The sequence below is a fragment of the Altererythrobacter chaiwopuensis genome (genome assembly GCF_054957735.1).
In genome coordinates this window covers 1,490,490-1,508,534 of record NZ_JBTXJF010000001.1, presented here as the reverse complement: position 1 = coordinate 1,508,534, position 18,045 = coordinate 1,490,490, and the positions used below count along the sequence as shown (strand labels likewise).

14 protein-coding genes are annotated in these 18,045 nt (G+C 62.5%); 10 read left to right on the top strand and 4 right to left on the bottom strand.

The features are described from left to right. From ACX3VQ_RS07320 to ACX3VQ_RS07295, 6 genes are read left to right on the top strand one after another with little or no spacing between them, the layout of a single operon-like run. Window positions 1-501, top strand: a complete 501-nt coding sequence (locus tag ACX3VQ_RS07320; protein WP_462580220.1) for a dihydrofolate reductase — start codon at window positions 1-3, stop codon at window positions 499-501. Then, window positions 498-1,751, top strand: coding sequence for a dipeptidase (locus ACX3VQ_RS07315; protein WP_462580219.1), 1,254 nt, complete (start codon window positions 498-500; stop codon window positions 1,749-1,751). Before ACX3VQ_RS07320 ends, ACX3VQ_RS07315 begins: the two co-directional genes overlap by 4 nt. Next, a complete protein-coding gene (locus tag ACX3VQ_RS07310) occupies window positions 1,748-2,683 on the top strand; it encodes a bifunctional riboflavin kinase/FMN adenylyltransferase (RefSeq protein ID WP_462580217.1) in 936 nt (311 codons plus the stop codon). The genes ACX3VQ_RS07315 and ACX3VQ_RS07310 overlap by 4 nt, the downstream gene beginning before the upstream one ends. Continuing rightward, window positions 2,680-5,712, top strand: a complete 3,033-nt coding sequence (gene ileS / locus ACX3VQ_RS07305) for an isoleucine--tRNA ligase (protein WP_462580216.1) — start codon at window positions 2,680-2,682, stop codon at window positions 5,710-5,712. Before ACX3VQ_RS07310 ends, ileS begins: the two co-directional genes overlap by 4 nt. Further along, complete coding sequence (gene lspA, locus ACX3VQ_RS07300) at window positions 5,709-6,212, top strand: signal peptidase II (protein WP_462570727.1); 504 nt, start codon at window positions 5,709-5,711, stop codon at window positions 6,210-6,212. The genes ileS and lspA overlap by 4 nt, the downstream gene beginning before the upstream one ends. 33 nt (window positions 6,213-6,245) lie before the next feature. Next, window positions 6,246-6,656, top strand: a complete 411-nt coding sequence (locus tag ACX3VQ_RS07295) for a DUF3035 domain-containing protein (RefSeq protein WP_462570728.1) — start codon at window positions 6,246-6,248, stop codon at window positions 6,654-6,656. Window positions 6,657-6,891: 235 nt separating this feature from the next. Here the strand turns inward: ACX3VQ_RS07295 and ACX3VQ_RS07290 are convergent, their stop codons facing one another. Next, window positions 6,892-8,193, bottom strand: coding sequence for a hemolysin family protein (locus ACX3VQ_RS07290; protein ID WP_462580214.1), 1,302 nt, complete (start codon window positions 8,191-8,193; stop codon window positions 6,892-6,894). Between the two features lie 160 nt (window positions 8,194-8,353). Here ACX3VQ_RS07290 and ACX3VQ_RS07285 point away from each other — a divergent pair, with 160 nt between their 5' ends. Beyond that, entirely contained in the window at window positions 8,354-9,034 is a 681-nt protein-coding gene (locus ACX3VQ_RS07285; RefSeq protein ID WP_462580213.1) for an OmpA family protein, read from the top strand. A gap of 183 nt (window positions 9,035-9,217) precedes the next feature. On the opposite strand, the gene ACX3VQ_RS07280 is transcribed toward ACX3VQ_RS07285, so the two are convergent. Then, on the bottom strand, window positions 9,218-10,009 hold the full coding sequence (locus tag ACX3VQ_RS07280) for a 3'(2'),5'-bisphosphate nucleotidase CysQ (RefSeq protein ID WP_462580212.1): 792 nt from the start codon (window positions 10,007-10,009) through the stop codon (window positions 9,218-9,220). A gap of 138 nt (window positions 10,010-10,147) precedes the next feature. On the opposite strand from ACX3VQ_RS07280, the gene sucC reads away from it, so the two are divergent. The 3 genes from sucC to ACX3VQ_RS07265 all read left to right on the top strand — a co-directional run bounded on the left by sucC (window position 10,148) and on the right by ACX3VQ_RS07265 (window position 13,139). Further along, window positions 10,148-11,347 carry an ADP-forming succinate--CoA ligase subunit beta gene (sucC, locus tag ACX3VQ_RS07275; RefSeq protein ID WP_462580211.1) on the top strand — a complete coding sequence of 400 codons (1,200 nt, stop codon included), beginning with the start codon at window positions 10,148-10,150 and terminating at the stop codon, window positions 11,345-11,347. 81 nt (window positions 11,348-11,428) lie between these two features. After that, entirely contained in the window at window positions 11,429-12,181 is a 753-nt protein-coding gene (locus tag ACX3VQ_RS07270) for an electron transfer flavoprotein subunit beta/FixA family protein (protein WP_462580209.1), read from the top strand. Between the two features lie 28 nt (window positions 12,182-12,209). After that, window positions 12,210-13,139 (top strand): electron transfer flavoprotein subunit alpha/FixB family protein, encoded by a 930-nt coding sequence (locus ACX3VQ_RS07265; protein WP_462570734.1) that lies wholly within the window; start codon window positions 12,210-12,212, stop codon window positions 13,137-13,139. Window positions 13,140-13,233: 94 nt separating this feature from the next. Here ACX3VQ_RS07265 and ACX3VQ_RS07260 read toward each other — a convergent pair whose 3' ends face one another. After that, complete coding sequence (locus ACX3VQ_RS07260; RefSeq protein ID WP_462580208.1) at window positions 13,234-14,526, bottom strand: DUF445 domain-containing protein; 1,293 nt, start codon at window positions 14,524-14,526, stop codon at window positions 13,234-13,236. Window positions 14,527-14,556: 30 nt separating this feature from the next. Continuing rightward, entirely contained in the window at window positions 14,557-18,045 is a 3,489-nt protein-coding gene (locus tag ACX3VQ_RS07255; protein ID WP_462580207.1) for an efflux RND transporter permease subunit, read from the bottom strand.

Below are 18,045 nucleotides of genomic sequence, written 5' to 3'. Positions count from 1 at the left end.
ATGAACAACGGCCTGTTCCTCATCTATGCCCGCGCCGCCAATGGCGTGATCGGCAAGGATGGCAAGCTGCCCTGGCACCTTTCGGCTGACCTTAAGCGCTTCAAATCGCTGACGCTGGGCAATCCGATGATCATGGGACGCAAGACCTTCGAAGGTTTCCCCGCCCCGCTCCCCGGAAGGCGCCATGTTGTGCTCACCCGCGATCGCGGATGGAGCGCAGAGGGCGCGGAAGTGGCCCATTCGCGCGCCGAAGCGCTCCAGCTTGCAGGTGATAGCCCGGTGGCGGTGATTGGCGGCGCGGAGATCTTTGCGCTGTTCGAACAGGAAGCCGAGCGCATCGAGCTGACCGAAGTACATGCGCACTATGAGGGCGATACCCATATGCCGCCGATCGATCGCGCTATATGGCAGGAGGTATCGCGCGAGGATCACGAAGCGGCAGGCGATAATCCCGCCTATTCCTTCGTGACCTATGAAAGGCGAAGGGAGAGCGCCGCATGATCCGCAAGACTATCTATACGTTGCTTGGGCTGGTGCTGGCGGCAGCGGTCGCTTTTTTCATCTTCGCCCCCGGATATGTCGAGGAGCAGACCAACCGGATCGATGGCCAGCCGCTGATCGAGGTTTCGGACGAGGCCCGGGCGCTGCACAAGACGCTGGCCATCGTCGATCTGCATTCCGATACCTTGCTGTGGAAGCGCAATCTGCTCGAACGCGCGGATCGCGGGCACATGGACCTGCCGCGTTTGCAGGACGGCAATGTGGCGCTGCAGGTGTTTTCCAGCGTGACCAAATCGCCTGACGACCAGAATTACGATTCAAACCCGTCCGACACCGACCAGATCACAGAACTGGTGATCGCCCAGCTCCAGCCGACCCAGACCTGGACTTCATTGCTCGAACGTTCGCTTTGGCATGCTAAGAAGCTGGAGAAGGCGGCAGGGGGCAGCCAGAATGCCCTGTGGCTGGTGCGCAGCGCTGCCGATCTCGAAAAGCTGGAAGATGCGATTGCATGCGAAACCTGCACGCCGATCGGCGAAGCGGTCTGGGCGACGCCTGCGGGGGGCAAGCCGGTTGGCGCGCTGTTCAGCGCCGAAGGGCTGCAGAGCCTTGAGGGCGATATTGCCAATCTCGAAAAGCTCTACGGCGCGGGCATGCGGATGGCGGGGCTGACCCATTTCTTCGACAACGAGCTGGCCGGATCGATGCATGGCGAGGCCAAGGGCGGGCTGACCGAAATGGGCCGCGAAGCCGTGCGCCGCATGGAGGAGATGGGCATGGTGGTCGATATCGCCCATTGCAGCCACCAATGTGTTGCCGAGATATTGGCCATGGCGCGGCGCCCGGTCGTCTCCAGCCACGGCGGAGTGCAGGCGACCTGCAAGGTCAACCGCAACCTCACCGATGACGAGATACGCGGGGTTGCCGCAACCGGCGGGGTGATCGGCGTCGGCTATTGGGAAGGCGCCATTTGCAGCACCGATGCGCGCGCGGCGGCAAGGGCGATGAAGCATATCCGCGATTTGGTCGGCATCGAACACGTCGCGCTCGGCAGCGATTATGACGGAGCGACCACGGTTCGCTTCGACACGTCGCAGCTGATGCAGGTAACGCAGGCGCTGATGGACGAGGGCTTCAGCGAAGCCGAAATCCGCGCTGCCATGGGCGAAAATGCCTTGCGCGTGCTGCGCGCCGGACTGGTGCCACTGGCCCAGCTGCCTGTTGGCGAAACAAGCGAGCCTGCCGCATGAGATGGCTCGATCATCGCGAGGAAATGCCCGTGGCCCTGCGCGGCGCGGTGATTGCGCTGGGCAATTTTGACGGCTTTCACAAGGGGCACCAGGCGGTGGCGGGCGAAGCGATTGCCTGGGCGAAGGACGAAGGTCGCCCCTCGATCATCGCCACTTTCGATCCGCATCCGGTGCGTTTCTTCAGGCCCGATGTGCCGCCGTTCCGCCTGACCACGCTGGAGCAGCGGCAGGAACTCTACCTTGCCGCCGGGGCCACCGCGATGCTGGTGTTCCATTTCGATGGCGAGCTGGCCGGAACCAGCGCGGAGGATTTCATCTCTGACATCCTGATCGAACGCTTCGGCGCGCACGGCGTTGTGACCGGCGGCGACTTCACCTTTGGCAAGGGTGCCAAGGGCAATGTCGGGCTGCTGCGGGAAGTTGGCGGCCAGCTTGGTCTGCACAACCGCGTGGTTGAACCCGTTTCGGATACAGACGGCATTGTGTCATCCAGCCGCATCCGCGAGGCTTTGCGCCAGGGTGACTGCGAAACCGCTGCCCGGCTGCTGACCAGGCCCTTCGCCATTCGCGGGATCGTGGAGCATGGCGACAAGCGCGGGCGCGAATTGGGCTATCCCACGGCCAACCTCGTGATCGACAACTACCTGCGCCCGAAATACGGCATCTATGCGGTGACCGGGCGGATTCTCAGCACCGGCCAAGTGCTGCAAGGCGCCGCCAGCGTGGGCGTGCGCCCGCAGTTCGAGCCGCCCAAGGAGCTGCTCGAACCCTATTTCTTCGATTTCTCGGGTGATCTCTATGGGCAGGAAGTGGAAGTCGCCTTCCATCACTTCCTGCGTCCAGAAGCGAAGTTCGATAGCCTCGATGCGCTGGTGGTGCAGATGGAGAAGGATTGCGACGAGGCGAGAAGGCTTCTAAGCGGCGCGCGATGACTGAAAAGCGCGACTACAGAGACACCGTCTTCCTGCCGAAGACAGACTTCCCGATGAAAGCCGGCCTTCCGCAGAAGGAACCGGGCATTCAGGCGCGTTGGGAGAACGAAGGGCTCTATCGCCAATTGCGCGAGGCACGCGCGGGGCGTGAAAAGTTCATCCTGCATGACGGCCCGCCCTATGCCAATGGCGACATGCATATCGGCCATGCGCTGAACCATATCCTGAAAGACATGGTCTGCCGCACGCAGAACCTGATCGGCAAGGATGCGCCCTATGTGCCCGGCTGGGATTGCCACGGGCTGCCGATCGAATGGAAGATCGAGGAACAATACCGCAAGAAGAAGCTCAACAAGGACGAGGTTCCTGCAAGGGAGTTCCGCGCCGAATGCCGCGCCTATGCGCAGCACTGGGTCGATACCCAGCGCCAACAGCTCAAGCGGCTGGGCATCATGGGCGATTGGGACAATCCCTATCTCACCATGGATTTCGCGGCCGAGGCGGTGATCGTATCCGAGCTGATGAAATTCGCCGAAGCGGGCAACCTCTATCGCGGGGCCAAGCCGGTAATGTGGAGCCCGGTCGAAAAGACCGCGCTGGCCGAGGCCGAGGTCGAATACGAGGACATCACCTCGACCCAGATCGACGTGGCGTTCGAGATTGTTGAGAGCCCGATCCCCGAACTGGTCGGCGCGCATGCGGTGATCTGGACGACCACCCCGTGGACGATCCCGGTCAATCAGGCGATCGCCTATGGGCCTGAGGTTGAGTACCTGCTGACACAGGTAAGTGGGCTTGCAGGGCATCCTCACCCGGAATTTGCAGGCAAGTCTGTGCTTGTTGCCATCGATCTGATCCCCGAGCTTGAGAAGCGTTGGCTTTGTTCATTACAGCCGTTGTCCGGGTATGCTTCGCTGAAAATAAAGGGCTCCGACCTCGCCGGCACCGTCGCCCGGCACCCGATCTACGACCTCCTCAAATCCCGTCACCCCGGCCCCCGAGCCGGGGTCCCGCTGACTTCCAGCGACGCTCAAACAAGCGGGATCCCGGATCAAGTCCGGGATGACGAAGCGTGGGAACGTGCACTCGAATTCTTCGCGCGCCCCCGCCCGTTCCTGCCGGGCGATTTCGTCACCACCGAGAGCGGCACCGGCCTGGTTCATATGTCGCCCGATCATGGCGAGGACGATTTCGACCTGTGCAAGGCGCATGGGATCGATCCTGTGTTCGCGGTCGATGATGGCGGGATCTACCGCGACGACTGGCCGTGGCTTGGCGGGAGTGACGAGCGCCGCCGCAGCGTCATCAACCCCGGCTTCAACGCGCCTGATGGCCCGATCTGCTCCGATCTGCGCGAGGCCGGTGCGCTGCTTTCCGCCAGTGCGGACTACCAGCATAGCTATCCCCACTCGTGGCGCTCGAAAGCCAAGGTAATCTTCCGCTGCACGCCGCAATGGTTCGTGCCGATGGACAAGCCGCTGCCATGGCTTGAGCCCAAGTCGAAAGAAGACAAGAGCTGGGAATCCGAAGGCGGTGCGATTGATCCGTCAGAAGAAGCCCTGTGCGCTGCACCCACCCTGCGTGAGCGTGCGATGGATGAAATTCGCCGCGTGCGCTTCGTGCCAGAAAAGGGCCGCCGCCGCATCGGCAGCATGGTCGAGGGGCGGCCCGACTGGGTGCTTTCCCGCCAGCGCGCCTGGGGCGTGCCGATCACGCTGTTCGTCAATCGCAAGAGCGGCGAATACCTGCAAGACCCGGCGGTGAATCACCGCATCGTCAAGGCCGTGCGCGAAGAAGGCGTCGATGCCTGGGACGAGGCGCGGGCGCAGGAATTCCTCGGGTCCGATTACAAGGCCGAAGATTTCGAGATGGTGACCGACATTCTCGACGTCTGGTTCGATTCGGGCTGCACCCACAGCTTCGTGCTCGAAAGCGGCAAATGGCCCGACCTGCAATGGCCCGCCGATCTCTATCTTGAGGGCTCTGACCAGCACCGGGGCTGGTTCCAGTCCTCACTGCTCGAAAGCTGCGCCACGCGCGGCCGCGCGCCATATGACCAGGTGCTGACCCACGGCTTCACCATGGATGCCAAGGGCAAGAAGATGTCGAAATCGCTCGGCAACACCATCGATCCGCTCAAGGTGATGGAGCAAACCGGCGCGGACATCATCCGGCTGTGGGCGCTTTCGGTCGATTTTACCGAGGATCACCGCATCGGCGATGAAATCCTGAAAGGCGTGGGCGACCAATACCGCAAGCTGCGCAACACCTTCCGCTATCTGCTCGGCGCGCTTGACGGTTTCGTGGGCGACATGGGCGATGCGGGCGAAATCCCCGAGCTCGAACGCTATGTGCTGGCGCTGTTGGCCGATCTTGACGGGAAGCTGCGGCAGGCGGTCGATGATTACGACTACAACACCTATACCCGCCTGCTGGTCGATTTCTGCAATGAAGACCTGAGCGCATTCTTCTTCGATATCCGCAAGGACACGCTTTATTGCGACGGGCCGGATTCGGGCACCCGCAATGCCTATCGCACCGTGCTGGACATCCTGTTCCACGCGCTGGTGCGCTATGCCGCGCCGGTGCTGGTCTACACCGCCGAGGAAGTTTGGAGCACGCGCTATCCCGATGGCGGCAGCGTACATCTGCTTGAATGGCCGGCAGTGCCGGGCGTGGAAGCGGACGGCGGTCGCTGGGAAAAGCTGCGCGTCTTGCGCGAGCGCGTGAACGAGGCGATCGAACCGCTGCGCCGAGACAAGCTGATCCGCTCCAGCCTGGAAGCCGAAGTCACCGTGCCCGCCGATGCGGTGCCCGAAGGCTTCAGCGACGCTGATCTCGCCGAACTGTTCATCACCGCGACAGTCACACGCGGGCAAGGCGCCGACGTGACCGTGAGCAAGAGCAACCACCACAAATGCGGCCGCTGCTGGCGCCTTTTGCCCGAAGTGGCGGAAGACGGCGATCTGTGCGGGCGCTGCGATGATGTGGTAAGCGCGGTGGATGCCTTTGGGGGCGCAGCTGCATGAGCGATCTGTTCACCCGCAACCGGCTGATCGGCATTGGCATTGCCGCGCTGATCTTCGCCAGCGACCAGTTCGTGAAATGGCTGGTGATCGGCCCGCTGCAACTGCGCCAGCGTTATGTGATTGATCTGCTTCCCTTCTTCGACCTGCGCTATACCGAGAACCGCGGGATTTCGCTGGGCCTACTGGAAGCGACCAGCGCCGAAATGCGCTGGATTCTGGTGGGCGTTACCGCGCTGATTGCCATCGTCGTAGCAGTGTGGATGATGCGAGAACGCTTACTGGGCGATATCGCCGGGCTTGGCCTGATCCTGGGCGGTGCGCTGGGCAATATCGTTGACCGCAGCAAATTCGGCTATGTCATCGATTATGCCGATTTCCATATCGGTAACTTCCGCCCGTTCCTGATTTTCAACGTCGCCGACGCCGCTATCACCATAGGCGTGGTGATTATCCTTGCCCGCTCCTTCTTCGTCAGCGAAAAGGAAGCGGCAACAGTTTGAGCGGCCGACAACGCGGCCAATGGAGAATATGCAATGCCCAGCCTGAAAACCCCGATACTGCTGATCGCGACCAGCGCCTTGCTGGCTGGATGCAGCAGTGGCGGCTTTCTCGACCGCGAGCGTCCCGATGAATTCGCGGTGCAACGCCAGGCGCCGCTGGTGGTGCCGCCCGATTTCAATCTCGTGCCGCCCGCTCCGGGCGCCCCGCGCCCCACCGAGGGCACCGCATCCGGGCAGGCGCTGGAGGCATTGTTCGGCGGCCCGGCCCCGCGCAGCCAGGTGGAAACCAGCGCGATCGACCGCGCGGGTGCGGCAGAACCGGGTATCCGCTCTTCGGTCGGCGATCCTGAAACCAATACCGTCGCCAAGGGCAGCGTCACGCGCGATATCATCGCCGCACCGGAAGGTGACGGCGCGAGCGCCCAGGCGGTAATACCTTCCTGATCTGCGCACCCGCATCCGCGGGTGCGATTTCCTCGCTCAAGGGGCCTGCGGCCCAATCGCTGCGGGCGCGCGGTCGCGCTTGCGGCCTGCTGGCTGCAGGCCGTTCTTGGTCGCGGCAGCCAAAGGCCGGAAGCAAAGTCGAAGACGCAGCTGGCCGTGGGCCACCTGCAGGGCCGTCGCGCCTTATGGCGCACAAGCCAAGCAGCGCGGACGCGCTGCGCACGGCGCTTGTGTGTCAATTCGAAGAATTGCGAGAAACAAGCAGCTTGTCGATCCGGCGGCCGTCCATATCCACTACCTCGAAGCGCCATCCCTGGTCGTGGAAGTGATCGCCCTCGACGGGTAGCTGCTTGAGCACGGACAGTACATAGCCCGCGACCGTTCCGAATTCGCGGTCCTCCGCATATTCGGTGCCCAGCCGGTCTGCCAGTGCATCAGCGGAGAATGCGCCAGAAACCAGTAGCGAGCCATCCTCACGCTCGACGATTAGCGGGCCTTCCCCCTGATCCTGATCGCTGGCGAATTCGCCCACAATCGCAATCAGCAGATCAACCGGCGTCACAATCCCGTCCAGATGGCCGTATTCATCGTGGACCATCGCCATCGCAACTTCGGATTGTTGCAGCAAACGGAGCGCATCCATCGCGTCAAGCTGGTCGGGTACCACTTCCGCCTTGCGCATCAATTGCTTGAGATTGACCTTTCTGCCAGCAACCATCGCGCCCAGCACTTCGCGCACTTTCACCACGCCCAGCATATTGTCGGGCGATCCGTCCGCCACCGGCAGCAGCGAATGCGGGCTGTCTTCAATCGCCTGGTGGATTGCGGCTTCATCGGCGTTGATATCGATCCAGTCGACCTCTCTGCGCGGGGTCATCATCTCGCGCACCGGGCGTTCTGCCAGGCGCACCACGCCGGTCAGTATCTGGTGCTGGCCAGCCTCGATCACACCCGAACGCGTGGCATCGGCAAAGATCATGTGCAGTTCTTCCGCGGTGACCGCTGACTGCCCGCCGGGGCGCACCCCCAGCAGGCGGATAAGCAGCGCCGAAGAGCTGTCGAGCACCCACACAAGCGGCGCTGCAACCCGCGCCAGCAGCGCCATCGGCCGCGCCATCACCAGCGCGATCGGCACGGCATGGCGCAGCGCCATTTGCTTGGGCACCAATTCGCCCACCACCAGGCTGAAATAGGTGGTGAGAGCGATCACCAGTGCGAATCCCGTTTCATCCGCCCATTGTGGCGGCAACCCGATAGCCACCAATCGTTCGCCCACGGGGCCTCCCAGGCTTGCGCCTGAATAGGCGCCCGCGATGATCCCGATCAAGGTGATGCCGATCTGCACGGTCGACAGAAACTTGCCCGGATCTGCGGCCAGCTGCAGCGCCACATGGGCGCTGGCCGAGCCCTTGTCGCGCTTGGCCCTAAGGCGCGCGGATTTGGCCGAAACGATCGCCAGCTCGGACATGGCGAACACGCCGTTGAGCACGATCAATCCGGCAATGATGATCACGTCTGGCCAGGGAAAGGATGTCACGGTGATATTCGCTAGCACAATTGGGCCGTCATGCCAGCTTCATTGCGCAATGAACCGCAACCGCCTATGAACACGGTTATGGCGGTCCTTGCCTTGGGGAAGGTGTGGTTGGGGGGCGTGGTGCGGCACTACGTCGCACCAAAGCATAGGAGATTCTTCAATGAAAACTTCCCGACTTTTATTCTCTGGCGTGGCGGCAATTTCGTTACTCGGAACCAGCGCCTGCGTAACCGATCCCAACACCGGCGAGAAAAAGATTTCCCGCACCGCGATCGGTGGGGTTGGCGGCGCTGTTGTGGGCGGCCTTCTGGGCGGCGTAATCGGCGGCAAGACCGCGCGTATCGTTGGCGCTGTCGCTGGCGGCGCGGTTGGCGGCTACGTCGGCTACAAGATGGATCAGCAGATCAAGGAACTTGAGGAAGAGACCGAAGGCACCGGGATCGACGTTACCGAAACAGATGGAGGAAGCGCGTTCCTCGTCAACCTGCCCGATGTGACTTTCACCACCGGCAGCTATTCCATCAGCCCGTCGTTCCAGTCGGCGCTGGACAGCGTGGCGGCGAATCTCGTGAAGTATCCGAACAGCATTGTCGACGTATACGGCCATACCGACACGGTCGGCACGGCGTCATCGAACCAGCTGCTGTCCGAACGGCGCGCACAGGCGGTCGCTAACTACCTGACCAGCCGCGGTGTAGGTTCGGCGCGCCTGCGCTGGCAGGGATTCGGCGAATCCCAGCTCAGGGTTCAGACTGGCGACAACGTGAACGAGCCGCTCAATCGCCGGGTCGAGATCAAGGTCATTCCGCTGACCCAGGCGGAGATCGACGCCGCGCAGTAAGCGCCGGTATCGGGCCAATCAGAAGGGGCCGGGCCGGTTGGTCTGGCCCCTTTTTTTCGGACACCGTTCCAATTGCGCGGGATCGGTGCCGGACAATTTCAATGCAACTGAAGCAGACTCTGGCATCAGACGGAAAACAGCGCGGATGCGCGGCGCCCAGCGCTTGAGGGGCGACACGAAGAATCAGCCCTTTGTACGTGGCGCAAGCTCCGCCGCTCTTCCGGCCAGCCGCGCCACTGCCTCACGGTGGATTTGCGGGGCGCACACCAACACGCCGAAAGCGCGCGGATCGCGCTTGTTGTAGCGCAGCTGGCCGCCAAATGCGTCGGTCACCTCTGCTCCCGCCTCACGCGCGATCAATGTGGCGGCCGCTACGTCCCATTCATAGCCCCAGCGCAGGGTTGCGACCAGATCGGCCTCATTGGCGGCAACCATGGCGATGCGAAGCGCGATCGAATTGGGCTTGTCGACGATGGTCAGGTCGCTGTCTTCGCGCGGCAGCGCGTCGGTGGGCACGCGCGCGCCCGCAAAGGTGCTGCGCTGCGATGCAATGAGCGGCGCATCATTGCGCCATGCGCCCTTGCCCGCGACCGCCAGCCACTCCTCGCCCCGCGCCGGTGCGGCGAGCATGCCGATCAACGGGCGGCCGGCGCTCACCAGCGCCACCGAAACCGCCCAGCCGCTGCGCCCGCGCACGAAATCGCGGGTTCCGTCGATCGGATCTACCAGCCACACAAGCCCCTTGGGCAAGCGCGAACCGCAATCGGCGGTTTCTTCGGACAGCCAGCCCGCTGCCGGCAGCAGCGCACCCAGCTCACGCTTGAGAAAGGCATCGACCGCAAGATCGGCCGCAGATACCGGCGAACCAGGCTCCTTTTCCCAGCTCTCAACCTGGTTCCCCGCCCCGGGCCACAGATCAAACGCGATTCGCCCGGCTTCACGGACGATCGCTTCAAGACGCTGGCTGTCGATCACGTATGGAACCTATCCATCTTTTTATGAGGGCTGGCCCTGCACGCTGAATGGCCACTTTTCAAGGCGGCCAATCCATGCTTAGGCGCTCCGCATACGAATCCGGTTGGAACCGCCCGCAACAAAGGACACGTCCCCCCCATGAATATCCACGAATACCAGGCCAAGGAACTGCTCGCGAAATATGGCATCGGCATCCCTGCCGGCCATGCCGCGCTCACCGTCGAAGAAGCTGTCGAAGGTGCGAAAAAGCTGCCCGGGCCGCTCTATGTGGTGAAGGCGCAGATCCACGCCGGCGGGCGCGGCAAGGGCAAGTTCAAGGAGCTTGGTCCCGATGCCAAGGGCGGCGTGCGCCTGGCCAAGAGCGTCGAGGAAGTCGAAGCCAATGCGAAGGAAATGCTCGGCAATACGCTGGTGACCATCCAGACCGGTGATGCCGGCAAGCAGGTGGGCCGCCTCTATGTCACCGACGGGGTCGATATCGCCAAGGAATACTACCTTTCGATGCTGGTTGACCGCGCATCGGGCCGCGTCGCGATGATCGTTTCGACCGAAGGCGGGATGGATATCGAGGAAGTCGCGCATTCGGCGCCCCAAAAGATCACCACCATCACCATCGACCCGGCGCAGGGCTTCATGCCGCACCATGGGCGCGCCGCGGCCTTCGCGCTGAAACTGACCGGCGATCTCAACAAGCAGGCGCAGAAGCTGACCAAGCAGCTTTACACCGCTTTCATGGATCTCGATTGCGAGATGCTGGAAATCAACCCGCTGGTCGAAACCGAAGACGGCAATCTACTGGTGCTCGACACCAAGATGAGCTTCGATGGCAATGCACTGTTCCGCCACAAGGATGTGGAGGCGCTGCGCGACGTGACCGAGGAAGACCCGGCCGAAGTTGAAGCCTCCGAATACGACCTCGCCTATATCAAGCTCGACGGTAATATCGGCTGCATGGTCAATGGCGCCGGCCTCGCCATGGCGACGATGGACATCATCAAGCTGAACGGCGCCTTCCCCGCCAACTTCCTTGATGTGGGCGGCGGCGCCACCACAGAGAAGGTGACTGCGGCGTTCAAGATCATCCTGAAAGATCCGGCGGTGGAAGGCATCCTCGTCAATATCTTCGGCGGGATCATGAAATGCGACGTAATTGCCAATGGCATCGTGCAGGCGGCGAAGGACGTGAATCTCTCCGTGCCGCTGGTCGTGCGGCTTGAAGGCACCAATGTCGAACAGGGCAAGGAAATCCTGAACAATTCGGGGCTGCCGATCGTGAGCGCCGACGACCTTGGCGATGCGGCGAAGAAAATCGTGGCCGAGGTGAAGAAGGCTGCCTGATGGTGCGGCGCAAACTTGACGTTTACGTAAACGCAAGTTAGTTGGGCGCCCGATAATTCGTTTGAAGAGGAAGGAACTCCCATGAAGATCCTCGTGCCCGTAAAAAGGGTGATCGACTATAATGTGAAGCCGCGCGTCAAATCGGATGGCTCGGGCGTGGACCTGGCCAACGTCAAGATGAGCATGAACCCGTTCGACGAGATCGCGGTGGAAGAGGCGATCCGCATCAAGGAAGCGGGCAAGGCCGAGGAAATCGTGGTGGTTTCGATCGGTCCGGCAAAGGCGCAGGAAACGCTGCGCACCGCGCTGGCGATGGGCGCCGATCGCGCGATCCTGGTGCAGGTTGACGATGGCGTCGAGGTCGAGCCGCTGGCGGTTGCCAAGATATTGAAGGCCATCGCCGACGAGGAAGGCCCCGGCATCGTCATGCTGGGCAAGCAGTCGATTTCGGACGATTCGAACCAGACCGGCCAGATGCTCGCCGCGCTGATGGGCCGCCCGCAGGGCACCTTCGCCAATACGGTCGAGGTCGATGGCGACAGCGTGATCGTGAAGCGCGAGATCGACGGCGGGCTCGAGACAGTAAAGCTGTCGCTGCCTGCGATCATCACCACCGACCTGCGCCTCAACGAGCCGCGCTATGCTTCGCTGCCGAACATCATGAAGGCCAAGCAGAAGCCGCTCGATAACAAGACGCCCGCCGATTACGGGGTCGACATCACCCCGCGCCTCACCACCACTAACGTGTCTGAGCCGCCGGTGCGCCAGGCCGGCGTGAAGGTGGAAGACGTCGACGCGCTGGTTGCCAAGATCAAGGCGCTCGGGATCGCGTAAGCGGCCGGGAGCAGGAAAGGATTCACAGATGAAAACTCTCGTTTGGGTCGAACATGACAACGCCGCGGTCAAGGATGCCACCCTCGCCGCCGTCACCGCCGCTTCAAAGCTCGGTGAAGTGCACCTGCTGGTCGCGGGTTCAGGCTGCGCGGCTGTCGCTGACGAAGCCGCCAAGATCGCCGGGGTGGGCAAGGTCCACCTGGCTGACGATGCGGCCTATGAGCACGCGCTGGCCGAGAACGTCGCTCCGCTGGTGGCAAGCCTGATGGACAGCCATGACGCCTTCGTCTGCCCTGCCACCACCACCGGCAAGAACATCGCGCCGCGCGTGGCAGCCCTGCTTGACGTGATGCAGATCTCCGACATTCTCTCGGTCGAGGGCGAGAAGAGCTTCACCCGCCCGATCTATGCCGGCAACGCCATCGCCACCGTCACCAGTTCGGACCCGAAGCTCGTCATCACCGTGCGCGGCACTGCGTTTGAAAAGGCAGCCCTGGAAGGCGGCAGTGGCACGGTAGAGGCCGTTTCGGGCCCGGGCGATGCTGGCCTCTCCAGCTTCGTCAGCTCGGAAATCGCCAAGAGCGAGCGCCCCGAGCTGACCAGCGCCAAGGTGATCGTATCGGGCGGCCGTGCGCTGAAAGACGCGGCGACCTTCGAGGAAGTGATCATCCCGCTGGCGGACAAGCTGGGTGCGGGGGTCGGCGCCTCGCGCGCCGCCGTGGACGCGGGCTATGTGCCCAATGATTACCAGGTCGGCCAGACCGGCAAGATCGTGGCGCCCGAAGTCTATATCGCGATCGGCATCTCGGGCGCGATCCAGCACCTTGCGGGGATGAAGGATTCAAAGACCATCATCGCCATCAACAAGGACGAGGACGCACCGATCTTCCAGGTGGCGGATATCGGCCTTGTGGCTGACCTGTTCAAGGCGGTGCCCGAGCTGACCGAGAAGCTGTAAGCCAAAGAAAATCTGAAGCTTGAACGAGACCTCCGGCGGGCTAATGTGCCTGCCGGAGGTTTTGTTATGCCGGAGCCGGACTGCCCCGCCCGCCTCACATCCAGCCGGTGATGAAGTGCAGTACCATCCCCACCAGCCCGCCCACGATCGTGCCGTTGATGCGGATGAACTGCAGGTCGCGCCCCACCGCGCTTTCGATCCGCCCGGTGATCGTCACCGCGTCCCAGCGCTTGACCGTTTCTGACACCAGCTGGACGATCTGTCCGCCATAGCGTGTAGCGATCCCCACCATGGTGCGGCGGACCAGCCGGTTGATCTGGAGTTGCAACCGCACGTCCTGCTGCAAAGCCCGCCCGATCTCGACCAGCAGCTTGCGCATTTCGCCGCCCAGCGCGCTTTCCGGATCGCGCGCGCGGCGGATCAGGGACTGGCGAATCCGCTCCCACACGCCCATCCACCATTCGGCCACCGCCGGGTTCTCGATCAGGTCGCGCTTCATGCTCTCGACCCGCTCGCGCGTCACTTCGTCATGCTGCAAGTCGCTGGCAAGCTTTTCCAGACCCTCTTCGATCTTGCTGCGCAGCGGATGTTCGGGATCGACCAGCACTTCCGCCAGCAGGCGATAGAGCCCGTCCAGCACCGAGCCCGAGATACGCTCGTCGAGCCCGGTCCAGCGCAGCACCGCATTGGCGCGCGATTCGATGATCTCGCGCACGGTGTCCTCATTGTCCTCAAGCGTCAGCCCCGCCCAGCGGATGAAGCCATCCATCAGCGGCATGTGGCGGCCATCGGCGATCGCGCCCTCGAGCATCCGGCCCAGCAGCGGGGAGACGTCAATCTTGGCGAATTGCGCGCCGAGCCCGGCCCGGACCTGATTCCCCAACCTATCGGGATCGAGCGATTCGAGCACTTCGGCAAGCAGTTCAGACGCCCCGCCGGTGAGCCGCGCCGCGCCATCGGCATCGCTTGCGGAGCGGAGCGGATCGGTGAGGAAATCGCCCACCGCACGCGCCACATTCATCCCCGCCATGCGCCGCGCGACCACGGCGGGGGTGAGGAAATTCTCGCGCAGGAACTGCGCCATGGTGTCAGCGATGCGGTCCTTGTTCGACGGGATGATCGCGGTATGCGGGATCGGCAGGCCGAGCGGGTGGCGGAACAGTGCGGTCACCGCGAACCAGTCAGCCAGCCCGCCAACCATCGCCGCTTCGGCAAAGGCGTTGACATAACCCCAGGCCGGATGGGCGCCGAGCAGGCCATGCGTGGTGAAGAACACCACCGCCATCGCGGCAAGCATGCCAGTCGCGGTCCAGCGCATGCGGCGCGCACGATCGGGGGTGAGCGGTGCGCCGCCGAATCTGTAGGATGCTGACGTGCTGTCTGTCATGGCCAGCCGCCTAGCACATTATGCGCGCTGTTACTCAGCCGGAGTTGCCAGTGGCCTGGCTGGCCCGCTGTGATCGCCATGCTCGTCACCCGGCTTGTAGGTCAGCAGGCGATTGCGCAACCACGGGCCAATGCGTTTTTCGAACCCGTCAGCCAGGCTGAAACCGGCCGGCACGATCAGCAGCGTGAGCACCGTCGAGAGGATCAACCCGCCAATCACCACTGTGCCCATCGGCGCGCGCCAGGCCCCGTCGCCCGAGAGCGAGATGGCGGTGGGGATCATGCCCGCGGTCATGGCGACAGTGGTCATCACGATCGGCTGCGCGCGTTTGTGCCCCGCCTCCATGATGGCATCGAGCTTGCGCGTGCCCCGCTCCATTTCCTCGATCGCGAAATCGATCAACAGGATCGAGTTCTTCGAGACGATCCCCAGCAGCAGCAGGATGCCGATATAGACCGGCATGCTTTGCGGCTGCCCCGCAAGCCACACCAGGAATATGCCGCCCAGTGGAGCCAGCGCCAGCGAGGTCATGTTGACCAGCGGGCTCATCAGCCGTTTGTAGAGCAGTACCAGCACCGCAAATACCAGCAGCACCCCGGCGACGATGGCGATGATCAGGTTCTTGATCAGTTCCTGTTGCCATTCTTCCTCGCCCACCACCTCGCGCATCACGCCCTGCGGCAGATCCTTGAGAATGGGCAGCGCGTCGAGTTCCTTCTGTGCTTCGCCCTTGATAACCCCTCGCGCAAGGTCGGCCCCCACCAGCACGCGGCGGTTCTGGTTGTAGCGCTGGATCGCGGTCGGGCCGGAGCCGAAGCTGATTTCGGCCACGCGCGATAACGGCACGGTTTCCCCGGTTCGCGTGGGAACCGGCAGGTTCTCGATCGTGGTCATATCGCTGCGTGATTGGCGCGGCAGCTTGACACGGATCGGGATCTGCCGGTCAGCGAGTGAGAATTTGGCAGCATTCTGCTCGATTTCGCCCAGCGTCGCGATACGGATCGTCTGGCTCAGCGCGCTGGTGGTCACACCCAGTTCGGCGGCGATGCCGGGACGCGGCGTGATGATGATTTCCGGCCGGTTGATGTCCGCGCTGACCCGCGGCGCAACCAGCGTATTGAGCCCCTTCATCTGCTCGACCAGCGTAGCAGCGGCCTGTTCCAGCAGGACAGGATCAGACCCGGCCAGCATGACCGTCAAGTCGCGGCCGCTGCCAAACCCGCCCGATTGCGACTGAAACCGCACCCGCGCATCGGGAATCTGGGCAAAGACCGGCGCAAGATCGCGCTCGAAATCAATCAGCGTTCGCTCGCGTTCGTCCTTGAGCGTGACGAAGATTGTGGCATCGCCTTCACGGATCCGCTCCAGCGCCCGTTCAACTTCGGGCTCCTGATACAGCAGATCAGCGATTTGCTTGGTTACCTGCGTTGTTGTTTCCAGCGTCGTGCCGGGCACCATTTCGATCTCGACCCGGCTGCGCCCGTCATCGATCGTCGGCTGAAACTGCGCCGGAACATTCATGAACAGCAGCACAGTGAGCAACAGCGAGAAATAACCGACCATCAGCATCCATGCGCGATGGTCGTAGAACCGCGCCTCGAGCCAGCGCCAGGACTGGTGAATCTGCCCGCCGATCAGGCGCCAGGGCAATCCGAGCGCCTTGAGCGCCAGCCAGCCCGAGGCAATCGCAATGGCGACAATTACTGCCATTTCGAAGATCTGGGCGATTTTTGTGATCAGCGAACGGATCAGGCCGGCGTCTGCACCGCCGGCCTCGCCTGCGATCGTCTGCGAAATAGCCAATTGCTGGACCAGCCCGTAGGACCCCGGCACACCGCCGCCGGGACCGAAAGTCACCAGCATTGGCACCGCCAGCAGCGCGATAACCACGAGGATGGCCGAAACAAGGTACAAGAAACGGTGCCTCGGCGGGTCCAGGCCCTCACGGCGGGCATAGAGCTTACCCCGGTTGAGCGACCAAGCCAGCACCGCCATATAGCGGTCCATCCACTTGCCTTCGCCATGCGCTGCATGGCCCTTCGCTTCGAGGAAATAGGCCGCCAGCATCGGCGTGATCATGCGCGCGACAGCCAGGCTCATCAGCACTGCCACCACCACCGTCAGGCCGAAATTCTTGAAGAACTGCCCTGAAATACCGGGCATCAGACCTACTGGCAGGAATACCGCAACGATGCAGAAACTGGTTGCTACCACCGGCAGGCCGATTTCGTCGGCGGCATCGATGCTGGCCTGATAGGCGCTCTTGCCCATGCGCATATGTCGCACGATGTTCTCGATCTCGACGATCGCATCGTCCACCAGTACCCCCGCGACCAGCCCCAGCGCCAGAAGGGAAAGCTGGTTGAGGTTGAAGCCCATGAGATCCATGAACCAGAACGTGGGTATTGCCGAAAGCGGGATGGCGATCGCGGAAATCACCGTCGCCCGCCAGTCACGCAGGAAGAAGAACACCACCACCACAGCCAGGATCGCGCCTTCGATCATCGCTGACATCGAACTGGTGTATTGTTCCTCGGTGTAACGGACCGTGTCGAACAGCGGGATGAAATTGACGCCGGGATTTTCAGCCTCGATCTCGGCGATAACCTGTTTGGCGCCTTCAAACACGGTCACGTCGGACGCGCCCTTGGCCCGCGACATGGCGAAATTGACCACTTCCTTGCCGCGCACCTTGCTGATCGATGTGCGTTCGGAATAGCCATCGCGCACAGTTGCCACATTGGCCAGCTTGATAGTGCTGCCATCGCCCAACTGGATCTGTCGCTGCGACAATTCATAGGCACTGGCCATATTGCCCAGCACACGCACAGACTGCCGCGTGCCCCCAATCTCGGTCGCGCCGCCGGCAGCATCGACATTGGTCTGCCGCAGGACATTGTTGATCTGGCTTGCGGTAACCCCGAAAGCCTGCATCCGCGGCAGGTCAAGAACCACTTCGATCTCTCGGTCGACCCCGCCGAACCGGTTGACTTCGGCCAGGCCTTCAATGCTGAGCAGGCGTTTGGCCACCGTATCGTCGATAAACCAGCTCAGCTGTTCGATGGTCATGTCATCGGCTTCGACCGCGAAGATGCCGAGGAACCCTCCTGCAATTTCGATCTTGCTGATGCGCGGTTCCAGAATTCCCTCGGGCAGGCTGCCGCGCACGGTGTCGACCGCATTCTTGACCTCGGCCACCGCGTCGTTGGGATCGATGCCGATCTCGAATTCGATCGTGGTGTTCGAATTACCTTCACGCGCTGTCGAATTGATCGAATTGACACCGTTGATCGAGCGGACCGCAGACTCTATCCGCTGCGTGATCTGGTTCTCGATCTCGGTCGGGGCGGCGCCCGGCTGCGAAATCGAGACATTGACCGCTGGAAATTCGATATCCGGGTTGTTGACCACGTCCATCCGCGCAAAACTTACCAGGCCGGCAAACAACAGCGCGATGAAGAACACCAGAGGGATCACCGGATTGCGGATCGACCATGCCGAGATATTGCGGAAATTCAT